The 15034-nt window shown below is 63.0% G+C and carries 16 protein-coding genes; 6 read left to right on the forward strand and 10 right to left on the reverse strand.

Annotated elements, in window-relative coordinates; translation table 11 throughout:
• Nucleotides 1–15 precede the first annotated feature (15 nt).
• Entirely contained in the window at nt 16–1419 is a 1404-nt protein-coding gene (locus ACOKS3_RS28885; RefSeq protein ID WP_103448460.1) for an aminoacyl-tRNA deacylase and HDOD domain-containing protein, read from the forward strand.
• 33 nt (nt 1420–1452) lie between these two features.
• Here ACOKS3_RS28885 and ACOKS3_RS28890 read toward each other — a convergent pair whose 3' ends face one another.
• The 4 genes from ACOKS3_RS28890 to ACOKS3_RS28905 all read right to left on the reverse strand — a co-directional run bounded on the left by ACOKS3_RS28890 (nt 1453) and on the right by ACOKS3_RS28905 (nt 3789).
• Entirely contained in the window at nt 1453–1827 is a 375-nt protein-coding gene (locus tag ACOKS3_RS28890) for a helicase (protein WP_103448459.1), read from the reverse strand.
• A 145-nt stretch (nt 1828–1972) separates the two neighbouring features.
• Nucleotides 1973–2269, reverse strand: a complete 297-nt coding sequence (locus tag ACOKS3_RS28895; RefSeq protein ID WP_103448458.1) for an HU family DNA-binding protein — start codon at nt 2267–2269, stop codon at nt 1973–1975.
• 187 nt (nt 2270–2456) lie between these two features.
• Nucleotides 2457–3605, reverse strand: coding sequence for an NAD(P)/FAD-dependent oxidoreductase (locus ACOKS3_RS28900; protein ID WP_103448457.1), 1149 nt, complete (start codon nt 3603–3605; stop codon nt 2457–2459).
• 16 nt (nt 3606–3621) lie between these two features.
• Nucleotides 3622–3789: a rubredoxin gene (locus tag ACOKS3_RS28905; RefSeq protein ID WP_027917042.1), complete on the reverse strand. Its 168-nt coding sequence runs from the start codon at nt 3787–3789 to the stop codon at nt 3622–3624.
• A 113-nt stretch (nt 3790–3902) separates the two neighbouring features.
• On the opposite strand from ACOKS3_RS28905, the gene ACOKS3_RS28910 reads away from it, so the two are divergent.
• Both ACOKS3_RS28910 and ubiA read left to right on the forward strand, forming a co-directional pair.
• Nucleotides 3903–4460, forward strand: coding sequence for a chorismate--pyruvate lyase family protein (locus ACOKS3_RS28910; RefSeq protein ID WP_103448456.1), 558 nt, complete (start codon nt 3903–3905; stop codon nt 4458–4460).
• Complete coding sequence (gene ubiA, locus ACOKS3_RS28915; RefSeq protein WP_103448455.1) at nt 4460–5350, forward strand: 4-hydroxybenzoate octaprenyltransferase; 891 nt, start codon at nt 4460–4462, stop codon at nt 5348–5350. Before ACOKS3_RS28910 ends, ubiA begins: the two co-directional genes overlap by 1 nt.
• Nucleotides 5351–5408: 58 nt before the next feature.
• Here the strand turns inward: ubiA and ACOKS3_RS28920 are convergent, their stop codons facing one another.
• Complete coding sequence (locus ACOKS3_RS28920) at nt 5409–5777, reverse strand: COG4315 family predicted lipoprotein (protein WP_103448454.1); 369 nt, start codon at nt 5775–5777, stop codon at nt 5409–5411.
• Between the two features lie 174 nt (nt 5778–5951).
• On the opposite strand from ACOKS3_RS28920, the gene phoB reads away from it, so the two are divergent.
• The 3 genes from phoB to ACOKS3_RS28935 all read left to right on the forward strand — a co-directional run bounded on the left by phoB (nt 5952) and on the right by ACOKS3_RS28935 (nt 9466).
• Nucleotides 5952–6641 carry a phosphate regulon transcriptional regulator PhoB gene (phoB, locus tag ACOKS3_RS28925; RefSeq protein WP_003253341.1) on the forward strand — a complete coding sequence of 230 codons (690 nt, stop codon included), beginning with the start codon at nt 5952–5954 and terminating at the stop codon, nt 6639–6641.
• A 48-nt stretch (nt 6642–6689) separates the two neighbouring features.
• Nucleotides 6690–7997: a phosphate regulon sensor histidine kinase PhoR gene (phoR, locus tag ACOKS3_RS28930; RefSeq protein ID WP_103448453.1), complete on the forward strand. Its 1308-nt coding sequence runs from the start codon at nt 6690–6692 to the stop codon at nt 7995–7997.
• A 128-nt stretch (nt 7998–8125) separates the two neighbouring features.
• The gene (locus tag ACOKS3_RS28935) at nt 8126–9466 is read left to right on the forward strand and encodes a hemolysin family protein (protein ID WP_103448452.1); all 1341 of its coding nucleotides are present in this window, start codon (nt 8126–8128) and stop codon (nt 9464–9466) included.
• A 2-nt stretch (nt 9467–9468) separates the two neighbouring features.
• On the opposite strand, the gene ACOKS3_RS28940 is transcribed toward ACOKS3_RS28935, so the two are convergent.
• From ACOKS3_RS28940 to pstA, 5 genes are all read right to left on the reverse strand, one after another.
• Nucleotides 9469–10371: a peptidoglycan DD-metalloendopeptidase family protein gene (locus tag ACOKS3_RS28940; RefSeq protein WP_422763579.1), complete on the reverse strand. Its 903-nt coding sequence runs from the start codon at nt 10369–10371 to the stop codon at nt 9469–9471.
• Nucleotides 10372–10545: 174 nt separating this feature from the next.
• Nucleotides 10546–11445 carry a response regulator gene (locus ACOKS3_RS28945; RefSeq protein ID WP_103448450.1) on the reverse strand — a complete coding sequence of 300 codons (900 nt, stop codon included), beginning with the start codon at nt 11443–11445 and terminating at the stop codon, nt 10546–10548.
• A gap of 164 nt (nt 11446–11609) precedes the next feature.
• A complete protein-coding gene (gene phoU, locus ACOKS3_RS28950; RefSeq protein ID WP_103448449.1) occupies nt 11610–12377 on the reverse strand; it encodes a phosphate signaling complex protein PhoU in 768 nt (255 codons plus the stop codon).
• 65 nt (nt 12378–12442) lie between these two features.
• A complete protein-coding gene (pstB, locus tag ACOKS3_RS28955) occupies nt 12443–13276 on the reverse strand; it encodes a phosphate ABC transporter ATP-binding protein PstB (protein ID WP_422763580.1) in 834 nt (277 codons plus the stop codon).
• Nucleotides 13277–13349: 73 nt separating this feature from the next.
• Nucleotides 13350–15020 (reverse strand): phosphate ABC transporter permease PstA, encoded by a 1671-nt coding sequence (pstA, locus tag ACOKS3_RS28960; RefSeq protein ID WP_422763581.1) that lies wholly within the window; start codon nt 15018–15020, stop codon nt 13350–13352.
• Nucleotides 15021–15034 lie beyond the last annotated feature (14 nt).

The raw sequence follows: 15034 nt of genomic DNA on the forward strand, positions 1-15034 counted from the left end.
TTGTGGATACAGACCATGACTGAAGTTGCCCTGGACACCGCAACCCCACACGCACCGTCTGTCATCCGGCTGTTGCTCGAAAAAGTGCGCGTTGCCTTCGAAGAGGTAGCGGAACATCCGGAGCTGCCAGCCGCGTCCCGAGTGCAGGCGGTCCTGCTCGACGACGAGATCGGCGCCCTGCTGGTGCTGTTCCCGCAGAGCAAGCTACTGGACCTCAACCGTCTCGAAGAGTTGACCGGTCGCAAGCTCAAGGCCGTGCCGTTGCCACGCCTCAAGCAGATGCTCGACAAGCACCAGCTCAAGGCCTTGCCGGCCATTCCGGCCCTGACCAGCTCGCCCTGCCTGTACGAAGGCAAGCTGCTCGAGGCCGAAGACCTGTTCATCCAGTCCGGTGAGGACGGCCTGCTGCTGAAAGTGCGCCGTGATGATTTCAAGCGCATGCTCGCCAAGGCCAGTGCCGGCACTTTCGGCCAACCTGTGCGCGATATCCGCCCCAACCTCGATCGTCCGGATGACGACCCCAAGGAAATCACCCAGGCAGTCCAGGCCTTCACGGCCCGGCGCATCCAGAAGCGCCTGGAAGAGACCATCGAGATCCCGCCACTGGCTGACACCGCACAGAAGATCATCAAGCTGCGGGTCGACCCCAACGCCAGCATCGACGACATCACCGGCGTGGTCGAAACCGACCCGGCCCTGGCCGCCCAGGTGGTCAGCTGGGCCGCTTCACCCTACTACGCCTCACCCGGCAAGATCCGCTCGGTAGAAGACGCCATTGTCCGAGTACTGGGCTTCGACCTGGTGATCAACCTGGCCCTTGGCCTGGCGCTGGGCAAGACGCTGAGCCTGCCCAAGGACCACCCGCAGCAGGCCACGCCGTACTGGCAGCAGTCGATCTACACCGCAGCCATCATCGAAGGCCTGACCCGCGCCATGCCGCGCGCCGAACGCCCGGAAGCCGGCCTGACCTACCTGGCAGGGCTGCTGCACAACTTCGGCTACCTGCTGCTGGCGCATGTATTCCCACCGCACTTCTCGTTGATCTGCCGCCATCTGGAGGTCAACCCGCACCTGTGCCACACCTACGTGGAACAACACCTGCTGGGCATCAGCCGCGAGCAGATCGGCGCCTGGCTGATGAAGCTTTGGGACATGCCCGAAGAGTTGTCGACCGCGCTGCGTTTCCAGCATGACCCGGCGTATGACGGCGAATACTCGGCGTACCCCAACCTGGTGTGCCTGGCAACTCGCCTGTTGCGCTCGCGGGGGATTGGTTCGGGGCCACAGGAGCAGATTCCCGATGAACTGCTGGAGCGCCTGGGGCTCACCCGGGACAAGGCGGAGGAAGCGGTGAACAAGGTGCTCGAGGCCGAGGCCTTGTTGCGGGATCTGGCGTCGCAACTCAACGCCCCGCATTGAGGCCATTGGGGCTGCTTTGCAGCCCCGGCGATTTCAGCCTTTCTTCTTGGGCTTGAGGTACTTCATCAGCCCCTGGAACCACATCACCAGCGCCGGGTTGCCCTTGATCTGGATGTTCTTGTCCTGAATGCCCTGCATGAACGCCAGCTGCTTGTTGCTCGCCTGCATCGTCGCAAAGCCATAGGCCGCGTCCTTGAAGGCGATGGCGAAGGCCGGCTGCGGATGGCTGCCGCCTTTGCTGCTGATGCGCTCGCCGCTGACGATGAAGTGCCGCGCCACCTTGCCGTCCAGCGTCTGCATCTGGAACACCAGGTCCTTGTCCTTGAGTTGCTGCTGGAATGCCGGGTTGTTGCGGCTGGCCCGGGCCATCAGCAGCCCCATGGCCCAGAGAAGAAAGCGAAACTTCATCAGCGCGCCTCGAATAAATAATGACTGAAGCGCGCAGTTTATCCTTTTCCTGAACTTATTACGCAAGTTCGCAACACTTAGCCTCCAAAATGCATACGGGCGCCCTGGGGCGCCCGCTTGGATGACACTGAGGGTCAGCAGTCGATCACTTTTTCTTGGCTGGCTTGGCCGGTACGTTGACGCTGTCGCGCAAATTCTTGCCAGGCTTGAAGGCAACGGTATTGCTGGCCTTGATCTTCACCGGCTCACCGGTTTGTGGATTCTTGCCAGTGCGGGCACCACGATGACGTTTTTCAAAGGTGCCGAAACCGACCAGGGTGACCGTGTCCTTGTCCAGGGCTCCGGTGATACTGTCGAGAATCGCGTTCAGCACCAAATTGGCCTTTTCCTTGGTCAGATCAGCCTTTTCGGCGATGACGGCGGCGAGTTCTGGTTTGCGCATAGTGAAGCCTCTTTGACGGGATTTCTTGTTGTTATGCCGTGCTGCCATTGAAGCAGCGTTCAAGGCACCGCAGGCTCTAATCTGCGGCAGACGGAACTGAGAATGGCACGCCCACCGAGGCCGCGCCAGTATCTGGGCGGCCATTGTGCTGACAACAACAGGATAAATCCGACAGAACGCCCGCTATTTACGCCATCAGGGCGGGTAACTGCCGATTCAGCGCCAGCTTTTCCATGACGGCGCTGCCGGTCAGGGCATAGCCGAGCAACTGCCCGTCGCTAGCATGGCAGAGCACTTTGAGGTCGCTACCCTGCCCTTCGACCTGCCAGTTGCCTTCACGGCCCACTGGCGGCGGAGACACCACCAGCGGGCACGCCGGGGTCTTCACGGTGATCGGCATCGGCCCATAGCTGACCGGGGTCGGGTTGCCGGCCAGGGTCTGCGCCAGGGCACGGGCGCAGGCCATCAACGGCATGACGTAGAGCAGGTTGATACCGTCGACTTCGGCGCAGTCGCCAAGGGCGAAAATATTGTTGTGCGAGGTACGCAGTTGGCGGTCCACGACCACGCCGCGATTGGTCTGCAACCCGGCGGCAGCGGCGAGGTCGGTACGTGGGCGCAGGCCGATGGCCGATACCACCAGGTCGCAGGTGATCACTTGTCCATCGGACAGATGCGCCTCAAGCCCTTCACCCGCCTGTTGCAAGCGCGTCAGCACCGGGCCGAGGTGGAAGCGTACGCCCAGCCCTTCCAGGCCGGCTTGCACGGCAGCGGCGGCCGCCGGGTGCAACAAGGTCGGCATGACCTGCTCGCAAGGCGCCACCACGTCGACCTCGAAACCGCCCAGGTGCATGTCGTTGGCGAACTCGCAACCGATCAGGCCGGCACCGAGAATCAGCACGCGCTGCTTGCCCGCAGCAGCGGCCCGGAAGCGCGCGTAGTCTTCAAGGTCGTTGATCGGGAATACCCGCTCGGCACCATCGCCTTCGATCGGCACTCGCACGGTCTGCGCCCCCCAGGCCAGTACCAGGTCGCGATACGCGATCGCCTCTTCACCGATCCACAGGCGCTTGTGGCCCGGGTCGATACCGCTGATGCGGGTATGGGTGCGGATCTCGGCCTTGAGCTGCTCGGCCATCACGCCAGGTTCGGCCATGCACAGCCCATCGGCGTCCTTGTGCTTGGCAAAACCGGTGGAGAGCATGGGCTTGGAGTAGGAACGGCCATCGTCGGCGGTAATCAGCAGCAGCGGCGTGTCGCCATCGAGCTTGCGGAATTCACGGGCCAGGTTGTAGCCGGCCAGGCCGGTACCAATGATTACCACGGGGGACGTCATGCGCTGCTTTCCTCTATCAGCCGATGGAGATCATTTCGAAGTCGCTCTTGCCCACGCCGCAGTCAGGGCACAGCCAGTCTGCCGGCACGTCTTCCCAGCGAGTACCGGGCGGGATGCCGTCATCCGGCCAGCCTTCGGCTTCGTCATAGATCAGGCCACAGACAATACACTGCCACTTTTTCATCAGGTCTTTTTCCTCGTTGTCGCTCAGGCTTTGTTGTAGCCGGCCATTATGCAAGCAGTCGGGGCAATCATGCTAAGCTCGCCGCCTCTCTGGCTGTAATCAAGCATACCGACGTGTCGTACGAATCCCCGCAAGCAGCCGCTCTCGCGTGGCTGCCGTATTCACAGCTGGCCACTGAAATCGACCAGCCAACCCTGGCCTGGCTGTTCGACGAAGGCTCCCTGACTCGCCGCCTCACCCAGCTGTCCCAGGACCACTTCAGTGTCACCCCCCTGTTCGAAGGCTGGCAACCGCTGCGCGATGACGAATGTCTGGCGCTGAATATCGCTCCAGGCGCCGAAGGCTGGGTGCGCGAAGTGTTCCTGCGCGGGCATGGCGAACCTTGGGTGTTCGCCCGCAGCGTGGCCAGCCGCAGCGCCCTGGAACGGGGCGGGCTGGACCTGGAAACCCTGGGCAGCCGCTCGCTGGGCGAACTGCTGTTCTGCGACCAGGCGTTCATTCGCCACCCGCTCGAAGTGTGCCGTTATCCACAAGGCTGGTTGCCAGCCAATGCCGCACAAGCCGGCTTGTGGGGGCGCCGCTCGCGCTTCGCCCGTGACGGCCTCGATCTGCTGGTGGCCGAGGTTTTCCTGCCTACACTGTGGCAAGCGGCCAAGGAGGAGAACCGCTGATGTACCTGCAACTGCTCAAGTCGCTCAACCGCCTGCACCCACGGGCCTGGGACTTCGTCCAGCTCAGCCGCATGGACCGGCCGATCGGCATTTATCTGCTGCTCTGGCCGACCCTGTCAGCGGTATGGATTGCCGGGCACGGTTCGCCAACCTTCGCCAACGTGCTGATCTTCGGCCTGGGCGTGGTGCTGATGCGCGCCGCCGGCTGCTGCATCAACGACTTCGCCGACCGCAAGGTCGATGGCCACGTCAAACGTACTGCCGACCGCCCGCTGGCCAGTGGCCGGGTCAAATCGCGCGAGGCGCTGGCGTTGTTCGCCATCCTGGTCGGGGTGAGCTTCCTGCTGGTGCTGTGCACCAACAGCCGGACCGTGTGGCTGTCGTTCGGCGCGGTGGCGCTAGCGTTCTGCTACCCGTTCATGAAGCGCTACACCTATTACCCGCAGGTGGTGCTGGGTGCCGCGTATTCCTGGGGCATTCCCATGGCCTTTACCGCAGCCGGGGGCGAGTTGCCGGCCAGTGCCTGGCTGCTGTACATCGCCAACCTGCTGTGGACGGTGGGTTACGACACCTACTACGCCATGGTCGACCGTGATGACGACCTGAAGATCGGGGTGAAATCGACCGCGATCCTGTTCGGCGATGCAGACCGAACGATCATCCTGACATTGCAGTTGCTATCGCTGGGCTGCCTGCTACTGGCGGGTAGCCGTTTCGAGCTGGGCGGCTGGTTCCACCTGGGGTTGCTGGGTGCCGCGGTGTGCTTCGCCTGGGAATACTGGTCGACGCGCAAGCTGGACCGCGAGTCGTGCTTCAAGGCGTTTCTGCACAATCACTGGGCGGGGTTGCTGGTGTTCATCGGGGTGGTACTGGATTACGCCCTGCGCTGATCCTTACCTCCCCTGTGGGAGCGGGTGAGCTCGCTCCCACAGGGCCAAGTGTCAGCTTTTACGGCCTGGCGACATGCCAGACGTCCTTCATGCCATCACCGGTCATGTCCCCGGCCTTCTTGTCCTTGACGAAGGTGTACAGCGGCTTGCCGTCATAGGCCCACTGCATCTTGCCGTCGTCACGCTTGATCTGTGTCCACTTGCCTTCAGCCTTCTCGCCCTTCTCGACCATCAGTGGAGGCCAGTTGGTCGCACAATCACCACTGCACATCGACTTGCCGCCTGCATCCTTGTCGAACGTGTACAGCGTCATGCCTTCGTGGTCGACCCACATGCCGTCTTTTTCCATGGCATGGTGGGCGGACGCCACCCCCGGAAGCGCCAGTGCAGCGAAAAGGGCCATCCAGCTCAGCGTATGTCGTGTCATTGGAATCACCATGAATTCGGGGGTGGATTGCATTCTGTTTGCCGCCGCAACGGCCCTGTGAAGCCTAGCCCAGTCATGGAATGTCGCCAGAACGGCCAACACCCTGTCACACAGCTGCAATAATTCCGTTATCTAATGCGGGCCAAGACACGATTACTGGGAGAGGTTTTGAGCATGGTTGGCAGAAACATTCTGATCGTCGACGACGAAGCGCCTATTCGCGAGATGATCGCCGTTGCATTGGAAATGGCCGGCTATGACTGCCTTGAAGCGGAGAATTCGCAACAGGCCCACGCGATCATTGTCGACCGCAAACCGGACCTGATCCTGCTCGACTGGATGCTGCCCGGTACTTCCGGCATCGAGCTGGCACGCCGCCTGAAGCGCGACGAACTGACCGGCGACATTCCGATCATCATGCTCACCGCCAAAGGCGAAGAGGACAACAAGATCCAGGGCCTGGAAGTTGGCGCCGACGACTACATCACCAAGCCGTTCTCGCCCCGCGAGCTGGTCGCCCGCCTGAAGGCCGTGCTGCGTCGCACCGGCCCGAGCGACAGCGAAGCGCCAATCGAAGTCGGTGGCCTGCTGCTCGACCCGATCAGCCACCGCGTGACCATCGACGGCAAGCCGGCCGAGATGGGCCCTACCGAATACCGACTGCTGCAGTTCTTCATGACTCACCAGGAACGCGCCTACACCCGCGGCCAACTGCTCGACCAGGTGTGGGGCGGCAACGTGTATGTCGAGGAGCGCACCGTCGACGTGCACATCCGTCGCCTGCGCAAGGCACTGGGTGAAGCCTACGAAAATCTGGTACAAACCGTCCGGGGCACTGGCTACCGCTTCTCGACCAAGAGCTGATCGAGCCTTCAAGCGCCAAGCTGCAAGTCGTTGTACAAGGACCGTCAATTGAACCAGAACTGGCACGCGACCCTGATTCGCCACCTGTTGCTGCTGATCACCGTCTGCCTGATCGGCGGCCTGGTCAGCGGCTATTACGGCTGGAGCCTGGCCATCGGCCTGGCGCTGTACCTGGGCTGGACCCTCAAGCAGCTGCTGCGGCTGCACGACTGGCTGCGCAACCACCAACCCGATGAAGCACCACCCGATGGCTACGGCCTGTGGGGCGAGGTATTCGACAGCATCTACCACCTGCAGCGCCGCGACCAGCGCGTGCGCGGGCGCCTGCAGGCGGTAATCGACCGGGTGCAGGAGTCCACTGCGGCGCTGCGCGACGCGGTGATCATGCTCGACAGCGACGGCAACCTGGAGTGGTGGAACCGCGCCGCAGAGACGCTGCTGGGCTTCAAGACCCCGCAGGACGGCGGCCAGCCGGTAACCAATCTGGTGCGCCACCCGCGCTTCAAGGAATACTTCGAGGCAGAGAACTACGTCGAGCCGCTGGAAATCCCTTCCCCGATCAACGACCGCCTGCGCGTGCAGCTGCACATTACCCGCTACGGCAACAACGAGCACCTGATGCTGGTGCGCGATGTCACCCGCATCCATCAGCTCGAGCAGATGCGCAAGGACTTCGTCGCCAACGTCTCCCACGAGCTGCGCACGCCGCTGACCGTGATCACCGGCTACCTGGAAACCCTGCTGGACAACGTCGAGGACGTGAACCCGCGCTGGGCCCGGGCGCTGCAGCAGATGACCCAACAAGGTTCGCGCATGCAGACCCTGCTCAACGACCTGTTGCTGCTGGCCAAGCTGGAAGCCACCGACTACCCGTCGGACAACCAGCCGGTCGCGGTCGATGCCTTGCTCAGCGCAATCAAGCAGGATGCCCAGGCACTGTCCGGGCCGCGTAACCAGAAGATCACCCTGGAGGCCGCGCCGGGCCTACGCCTGAAGGGCAGCGAGTCGGAACTGCGCAGCGCCTTCTCCAACCTGGTGTTCAACGCCGTGAAGTACACCCAGGATGAAGGCAACATCCGCATCCGCTGGTGGGGCGACGAACACGGCGCGCACCTGTCGGTGCAGGATTCCGGGGTCGGTATCGACGCCAAGCACCTGCCGCGGCTGACCGAACGCTTCTATCGGGTCGACTCCAGCCGTGCATCGAATACCGGCGGCACCGGCCTTGGGCTGGCGATCGTCAAGCACGTGCTGATGCGCCACCGCGGCAAGCTGGAAATCAGCAGCGTGCCGGGGCATGGCAGTACCTTCACCTGTCACTTTGGGCCGGCACAATTGGCCAACGGCAAGGCCTGAGGTGCCGGGGGCTGCTTTGCAGCCCTTTGCTTTTGCAGCCCCAGCCGCTACATTGGATCCCCTGTGCCAGCAAGAGCTGGCACTTTTTTTCTCTCTATCTCAAAGACGGACCCCGTAAAAACTCCATCATGGACCCTTCCCCTGGTATCAGCCTCGCCTCGTTATTCGCCGATTTCGGCATGATCATCTTCGCCTTCCTGCTGGTGCTGCTCAACGGCTTCTTCGTTGCCGCCGAGTTCGCCATGGTCAAGCTGCGCGCCACCCGCGTCGAGTCCATCGCCGAACTGCATGGCTGGCGCGGCAGCATCCTGCGCAAGGTACACAACCAGCTCGACGCCTACCTGTCCGCCTGCCAGCTGGGCATCACCCTCGCCTCGCTGGGCCTGGGCTGGGTCGGTGAGCCGGCCTTTGCCCACCTGCTGGAGCCGCTGCTGGCCTACCTGGGCGTGGACAGCGCCGAACTGGTCAAAGCGGTGTCGTTCTTCGTCGCCTTCTTCGTCATTTCGTACCTGCACATCGTGGTCGGCGAACTGGCGCCCAAGTCGTGGGCAATCCGCAAGCCCGAGCTGCTGTCGCTGTGGACCGCCGTGCCGCTGTACCTGTTCTACTGGACCATGTACCCGGCCATCTACCTGCTCAACGCCAGCGCCAACACCATCCTGCGCATCGCTGGCCAGGGTGAGCCGGGCCCGCACCATGAGCACCACTACAGCCGCGAAGAACTCAAGCTGATCCTGCACTCCAGCCGTGGCCAGGACCCGAGCGACCAAGGCATGCGCGTACTCGCTTCTGCCGTGGAAATGGGCGAGCTGGAAGTGGTGGACTGGGCCAACTCGCGTGAGGATATGGTCAGCATCGACGCCCATGCCCCGCTCAAGGAAATCCTCGCCCTGGTACGCCGGCACAAGTTCAGCCGCTACCCGGTGTACGACGCCGAGCGCGAGGAATTCATCGGCCTGCTGCACATCAAGGACTTGCTGCTGGAGCTGGCCGAACTCGAACACCTGCCCGCAACCATCGACCTGGACGACCTGGCCCGCCCGCTGGAGCGCGTATCGCGGCACATGCCGCTGTCCCAGCTGCTGGAGCAGTTCCGCAAGGGCGGCGCGCACTTCGTGTTGGTAGAGGAAGCCGACGGCAAGGTGATCGGCTACCTGACCATGGAAGACGTGCTGGAAGTGCTGGTGGGTGACATCCAGGACGAACACCGCAAGACCGAACGCGGCATCCTCGCCTACCAGCCAGGCAAACTGCTGGTGCGGGGCGACACGCCGCTGTTCAAGGTCGAGCGCCTTCTCGGTGTCGACCTCGACCACATCGAGGCAGAAACCCTCGCCGGCCTGGTCTACGAGACCCTCAAGCGCGTGCCCGAGGAAGAGGAAGTGCTGGAAGTCGAAGGCCTGCGCATCATCATCAAGAAGATGAAAGGGCCGAAGATCGTCCTGGCCAAGGTTCTGAAACTCGACTGACCCTAGGGGTTGCCGGCGGTGAAGTCCGGCAACCCGCCAAGCGGCCGGTCGAACTGGAACGGTATCGATTCCAGCGCCAAGCCCACATTGCGCTGCACCACGAAATGCAGGTGGGGGCCGGTGCTGTTACCGGTATTGCCTGATTTGGCCAGGGCCTGCCCGACCACCACCTGCTGCCCTTCGCGCACCGCCACCGAACCACGCATCAAATGCAGATACACGCCCATGGTGCCGTCGGGGTGCAGAATCCGCACGAAATTGCCCCCTGGGTTGGTGCCCCGTCCACTCTGGCCATTCTCGACCTTAACCACCATCCCACCTCGGGCGGCGATGATCGGCGTGCCCTCCGGCATGGCGATGTCCATCGCATAGCGGCTCCTGGGGCCGAAGTGGCTGAAACGTCCGTTGGGCCCCTGGGTCAGGCGAAATGGCCCGCCCTTCCAGGGAAACGGGTAGCGGTAAGCCAAAGAACGCTGGCCAGGGTCGCCCATGGCGTACTGGAAGCTTGTGGCGTACTGCAACTTGCCACCGGGCGCGGCCAGCACCGAACTCAGCACCTTGCTCGAACGCGGCCCCACCACGGCGCGGATGTTGCGCGGCTGGTTGCCACCGAAAGCGTTGGTCAGCTTGTCGATACGCAACTCGACCTGCATCGGCACATACAAGTCATTGCGCACCATGAAGCGCACGCCGCCCGGGAAGGTTTCGGCCTGCAAGCGCACCTTGCCATCGATGTGATCGAGGATCGGCTCGCTGAGCTCGAAGGTTTTCGCCCCCGGGCTGTAGCGGTCGGAGTACGAGACCACGCCGGAGTTGTCGACGGTCTTGTAGATCGTCATGCCCATGCTCGACGCCGAAGCTGAAAGCAAGGCACAGAAAAGCAGCAAGCGGGCGGCGGCTGGCATGATGGTGGCTTTTTGACAGGTATGGTCTGTCGAAGACTAGCAGCGGGATTTGGGAGCGGTATTGCAGCTGGTCGGAAGAACCCTGTAGAAGCGGGCAGCGCGGTGACTGGCACCGGCTTTGCCGGTGTTCGCGGGGCAAACACGCTCCTACAAGGGATCTGTTTATGGCCTTGATCAAGCGCCGGGGGTGAAGTGCTTCTGCTGGGTCCCGCGGGCAATCAGGCGCGACAGGTAGTCGAGTTTCTGCGCATCCTGGTCGACGAACTTGAAGGTCAGCTGCAGCCAGTCACTTTCTGGCTTGGGCTCCAGCGCCGCGATGGCGTGCAGATAGCCGTTCAGGCGCGCCACTTCGGCATTCTCGCCCTGCTCCAGGTCGAGCACTGCGCCCTCCAGCACCTGTGGCAACGCGGCACTGCGACGTACCACCAGCAACGCTTCCTTGAGGCTCAGCGCCTTGATCACGCAGGGCTGCGTGCCGCTGGCCAGGCGCAACTGGCCCTGCCCCCGCCCGGCCTGGGCCGCAGCCGCCGCAGTCTGCGGCTTCGGCGCATTGAGCAAAGGCTTGGCCGGCGCGGCAGCAGGGGCCGCCACCTTGGCCGCTTCAGGCTTGCCACCGGTCAGTGCACTCAGCGAGTCGTTGGCAAATGCCGAATTCACCCGTGCCGGTGCACCGGCCATCAGGCTTTCCAGCTTGCCGATCTTGCTCAGGGCTTTTTTCACCTTGGTCAACAGCTGTTCGTTGGTGAACGGCTTGCCGACAAAGTCGGAGACGCCGGCCTGGATGGCCTGGATCACGTTCTCCTTGTCACCACGGCTGGTCACCATGATGAATTGCAGGTCCTTCATCTCCGGCTGCTGACGGCACCAGGTCAGCAGTTCGAGGCCAGACATCTCTGGCATCTCCCAGTCGCACAGCACCAGGTCGAACGGTTCCTTGCCCAGCATGGCCATGGCCTTGCGACCGTTGACCGCGTCTTCGATGACCATGCCCGGGAAGGCATTGCGCAGGCACTTCCTCACCAGGTCACGAATGAACGGTGCGTCATCCACGACCAGCACATTGACTTTACTCATCGATACTCCTCTTGTACCCGACTAGCCTACCGCGCAATGGTGGCCACTTGCCAACTCTAGGGTCACGCCGGGACTTCTTCGCATCGTTCGCGGGTGCCTGCTGATTGCTCTGCCACACACGAAAACGCCCGGCACGGGCCGGGCGTCGATGCTCGGGAGCAATCTTATTTATCGTCAGGTTTGCCCGGAACATTAGCAATTTCGGCGTCACCCACAGTGCCTTCGACCTCTGCCTTCATGCGCTTGAGGCCCATGTGACGTACGTCGGTACCGCGCACCAGGTAAATCACCAGCTCCGAGATGTTGCGCGCGTGGTCGCCGATGCGCTCCAGCGAACGCAACACCCAGATCACGCTGAGCACCCGCGTGATCGAACGCGGATCTTCCATCATGTAGGTGACCAGTTCGCGCAGGGCGGTCTTGTACTCGCGGTCGATGGTCTTGTCGTACTGGGCCACCGCCAGCGCCAGGTCGGCGTCGAAGCGGGCGAAGGCATCGAGGGCGTCGCGCACCATGTTGCGCACCTGGTCGCCGATGTGGCGCACCTCGACGTAGCCACGCGGCGACTCGCCTTCCTCGCACAGCTGGATGGCGCGGCGGGCGATCTTGGTCGATTCGTCACCGATACGCTCAAGGTCGATCACCGACTTGGAGATGCTGATGATCAGGCGCAGGTCGGAGGCCGCCGGTTGGCGGCGGGCGAGGATGCGCAGGCACTCCTCGTCGATGTTGCGCTCCATCTGATTGATCTGATCGTCGACTTCACGCACCTGCTGGGCCAGACCCGAGTCGGCCTCGATCAGCGCGGTAACGGCATCGTTCACCTGCTTCTCGACCAGGCCACCCATGGCCAGCAAGTGGCTGCGCACCTCTTCGAGTTCGGCGTTGAACTGCTGGGAAATATGGTGCGTCAGGCTTTCTTTGTTGATCATGTGTTCGCTCCGCGAAGCAGCTGCAAGCTTCAAGTAGTTCGTATCGTTCCCAGGGCAAAGCGGCCTTAGCCGTAACGACCGGTGATGTAGTCTTCGGTCTGCTTCTTCGCCGGGTTGGTGAACAGGGTGTCGGTATCACCGAATTCGACCAGTTTGCCCATGTACATGAACGCGGTGTAGTCCGAAACACGGGCCGCCTGTTGCATGTTGTGGGTCACGATGACGATGGTGTACTTGGATTTCAGTTCGTAGATCAGCTCTTCGACCTTCAGCGTCGAGATCGGGTCCAGCGCCGAGCACGGTTCGTCGAGCAGCAGTACTTCCGGCTCGACGGCAATGGTACGGGCGATCACCAGGCGCTGCTGCTGGCCGCCGGACAGGCCCAGGGCGGACTCGTGCAGGCGGTCCTTGACCTCCTCCCACAGGGCGGCGCCCTTCAAAGCCCACTCTACGGCCTCATCGAGCACGCGCTTCTTGTTGATGCCCTGGATACGCAGGCCGTAGACCACGTTCTCGTAAATGGTCTTGGGGAACGGGTTGGGCTTCTGGAACACCATACCCACCCGGCGACGCAGCTCGGCCACGTCTTCGCCCTTGCGGTAGATGTTGTTGCCGTACAGGTTGATGGCGCCTTCCACGCGGCAGCCGTCGACCAGGTCGTTCATGCGGTTGAAGGTGCGCAGCAGGGTCGACTTGCCGCAGCCGGACGGGCCGATGAAGGCGGTCACGCGCTGCTTGGGGATGTTCATCTGCACGTCGAACAGGGCTTGCTTGTCACCGTAGAACAGGCTCAGGCCCGGCACTTCGATGGCCACGGTTTCTTCGGCCAGGCGCAGGCCCTGCTTGTCGCGACCCAGGGCAGACATGTCGATGCCGCGGGTGTGGGATTCGTTCTGCATGGTCAACTCCATACGCTTTCAATTCGTTTCAAAGGGCCGCCCGGCTGGCAGGCGGCACGCTTGCAATTCAGGTTCAGCTGTCGAGCGCCTTGTACTTCTCGCGCAGGTGGTTACGTATCCACACCGCCGACAGGTTGAGGGTGGCGATCACCAGCACCAGCAGCAGCGCGGTGGCATATACCAGCGGGCGCGCCGCTTCGACGTTCGGGCTCTGGAAGCCGACGTCGTAGATATGGAAGCCCAGGTGCATGATCTTCTGGTCCAGGTGCAGGTACGGGTAGTTGCCGTCCAGCGGCAGCGATGGCGCCAGCTTCACTACACCCACCAGCATCAGCGGCGCCACTTCACCGGCGGCGCGGGCCACGGCGAGGATCATGCCGGTCATCATGGCCGGGCTGGCCATCGGCAGAACGATCTTCCACAGGGTTTCGGCCTTGGTCGCACCCAAGGCCAGGGAGCCTTCACGCACGGTCCGCGGGATCCGCGCCAGGCCTTCCTCGGTGGCCACGATCACCACCGGAACGGCCAGCAGCGCCAGGGTCAGCGAAGCCCACAGCAGGCCTGGGGTACCCAAGGTCGGTGCCGGCAGCGCTTCAGGGAAGAACAGGCGGTCGATCGAGCCGCCCAGCACATAGACGAAGAAGCCCAGGCCGAACACGCCGTAGACGATCGCCGGTACGCCGGCCAGGTTGTTCACCGCGATACGGATCAGGCGGGTCACCGGGCCTTGCCTGGCGTATTCGCGCAGGTAGACCGCAGCCAGCACGCCAAACGGCGTGACGATCACGGCCATGATCAGGGTCATCATCACGGTGCCGAAAATCGCCGGGAAGATACCACCCTCGGTGTTGGCCTCACGCGGGTCATCACTGAGGAAATCCCAGACCTTGGTGAAGTAGGTGCCCATCTTGCTGAAGCCAGACATGCCGTTCGGCTGGATGGCGTGTACCACCTTGCTCAGGTTGATTTCCACTTCACGGCCGTTGCCGTCGCGGGCCACCAGGCTATCGCGGGCGAAGGCCTGGTGCAGGCCCAGCAGGCGGTCCTCGATGGCCTTGTAACGGCTGTTCAGTTCGGCGCGTTCGGCGTCCATGTCGGCCTGGGCGGCGGCGTCCAGCTTGCCGTCCAGTTCCAGCTTGCGACCGTGCAGGCGCAGGCGTTCGAGGCCATGGTTGATGGCACCGATGTCTTTCTTTTCGAGGGATTGCAGTTCGCTGTTGAGCTGGTTGGCACGCTTGAGACGGGCTTGCAGCTCGCTCCAGGCCTCCGGGCCTTGGGCAACCACGCGGCCCTCTTCCTTGACGCTGACCAGGTAGCCGTAGTAGTTGCCCCACTCGCGGCGCTCCAGGGCGATCAGGTCGGCCGGGCTCTGCTCGTCGACCAGCCAGTCGCCGACCACCCAGGTGAAGTCGTTGCCATTGAGGTCACGGTTACCCACCTTGATCAGCTCGCGGGTCATGAACTCCGGGCCGTCGTCCGGCACCGGCAGGCCGGCGCCCTTGAGCCGGGCACGCGGCACTTCTTCCTTCTGCACCACTTCGCCGATGACGACATGGTCGGCCTGGCCAGGCACCTTGTAGGTGGCCTGGATCAGGTCGGCCGGCCAGAAGTGGCCCAGGCCGCGCACGGCGATCACCGCCAGCAGGCCGACGGTCATGATCACCGCCATGGCCACCGCGCCACCGCTGATCCAGACGCCTGGGGCGCCGCTCTTGAACCAGCCTTTGAGGGAATCCTTTTTCACGGATCGCTACCTTT

Origin of the sequence: Pseudomonas sp. HS6-2, assembly GCF_049325675.2 — a bacterium.
Taxonomy (GTDB): Bacteria; Pseudomonadota; Gammaproteobacteria; order Pseudomonadales; family Pseudomonadaceae; genus Aquipseudomonas; species Aquipseudomonas putida_N.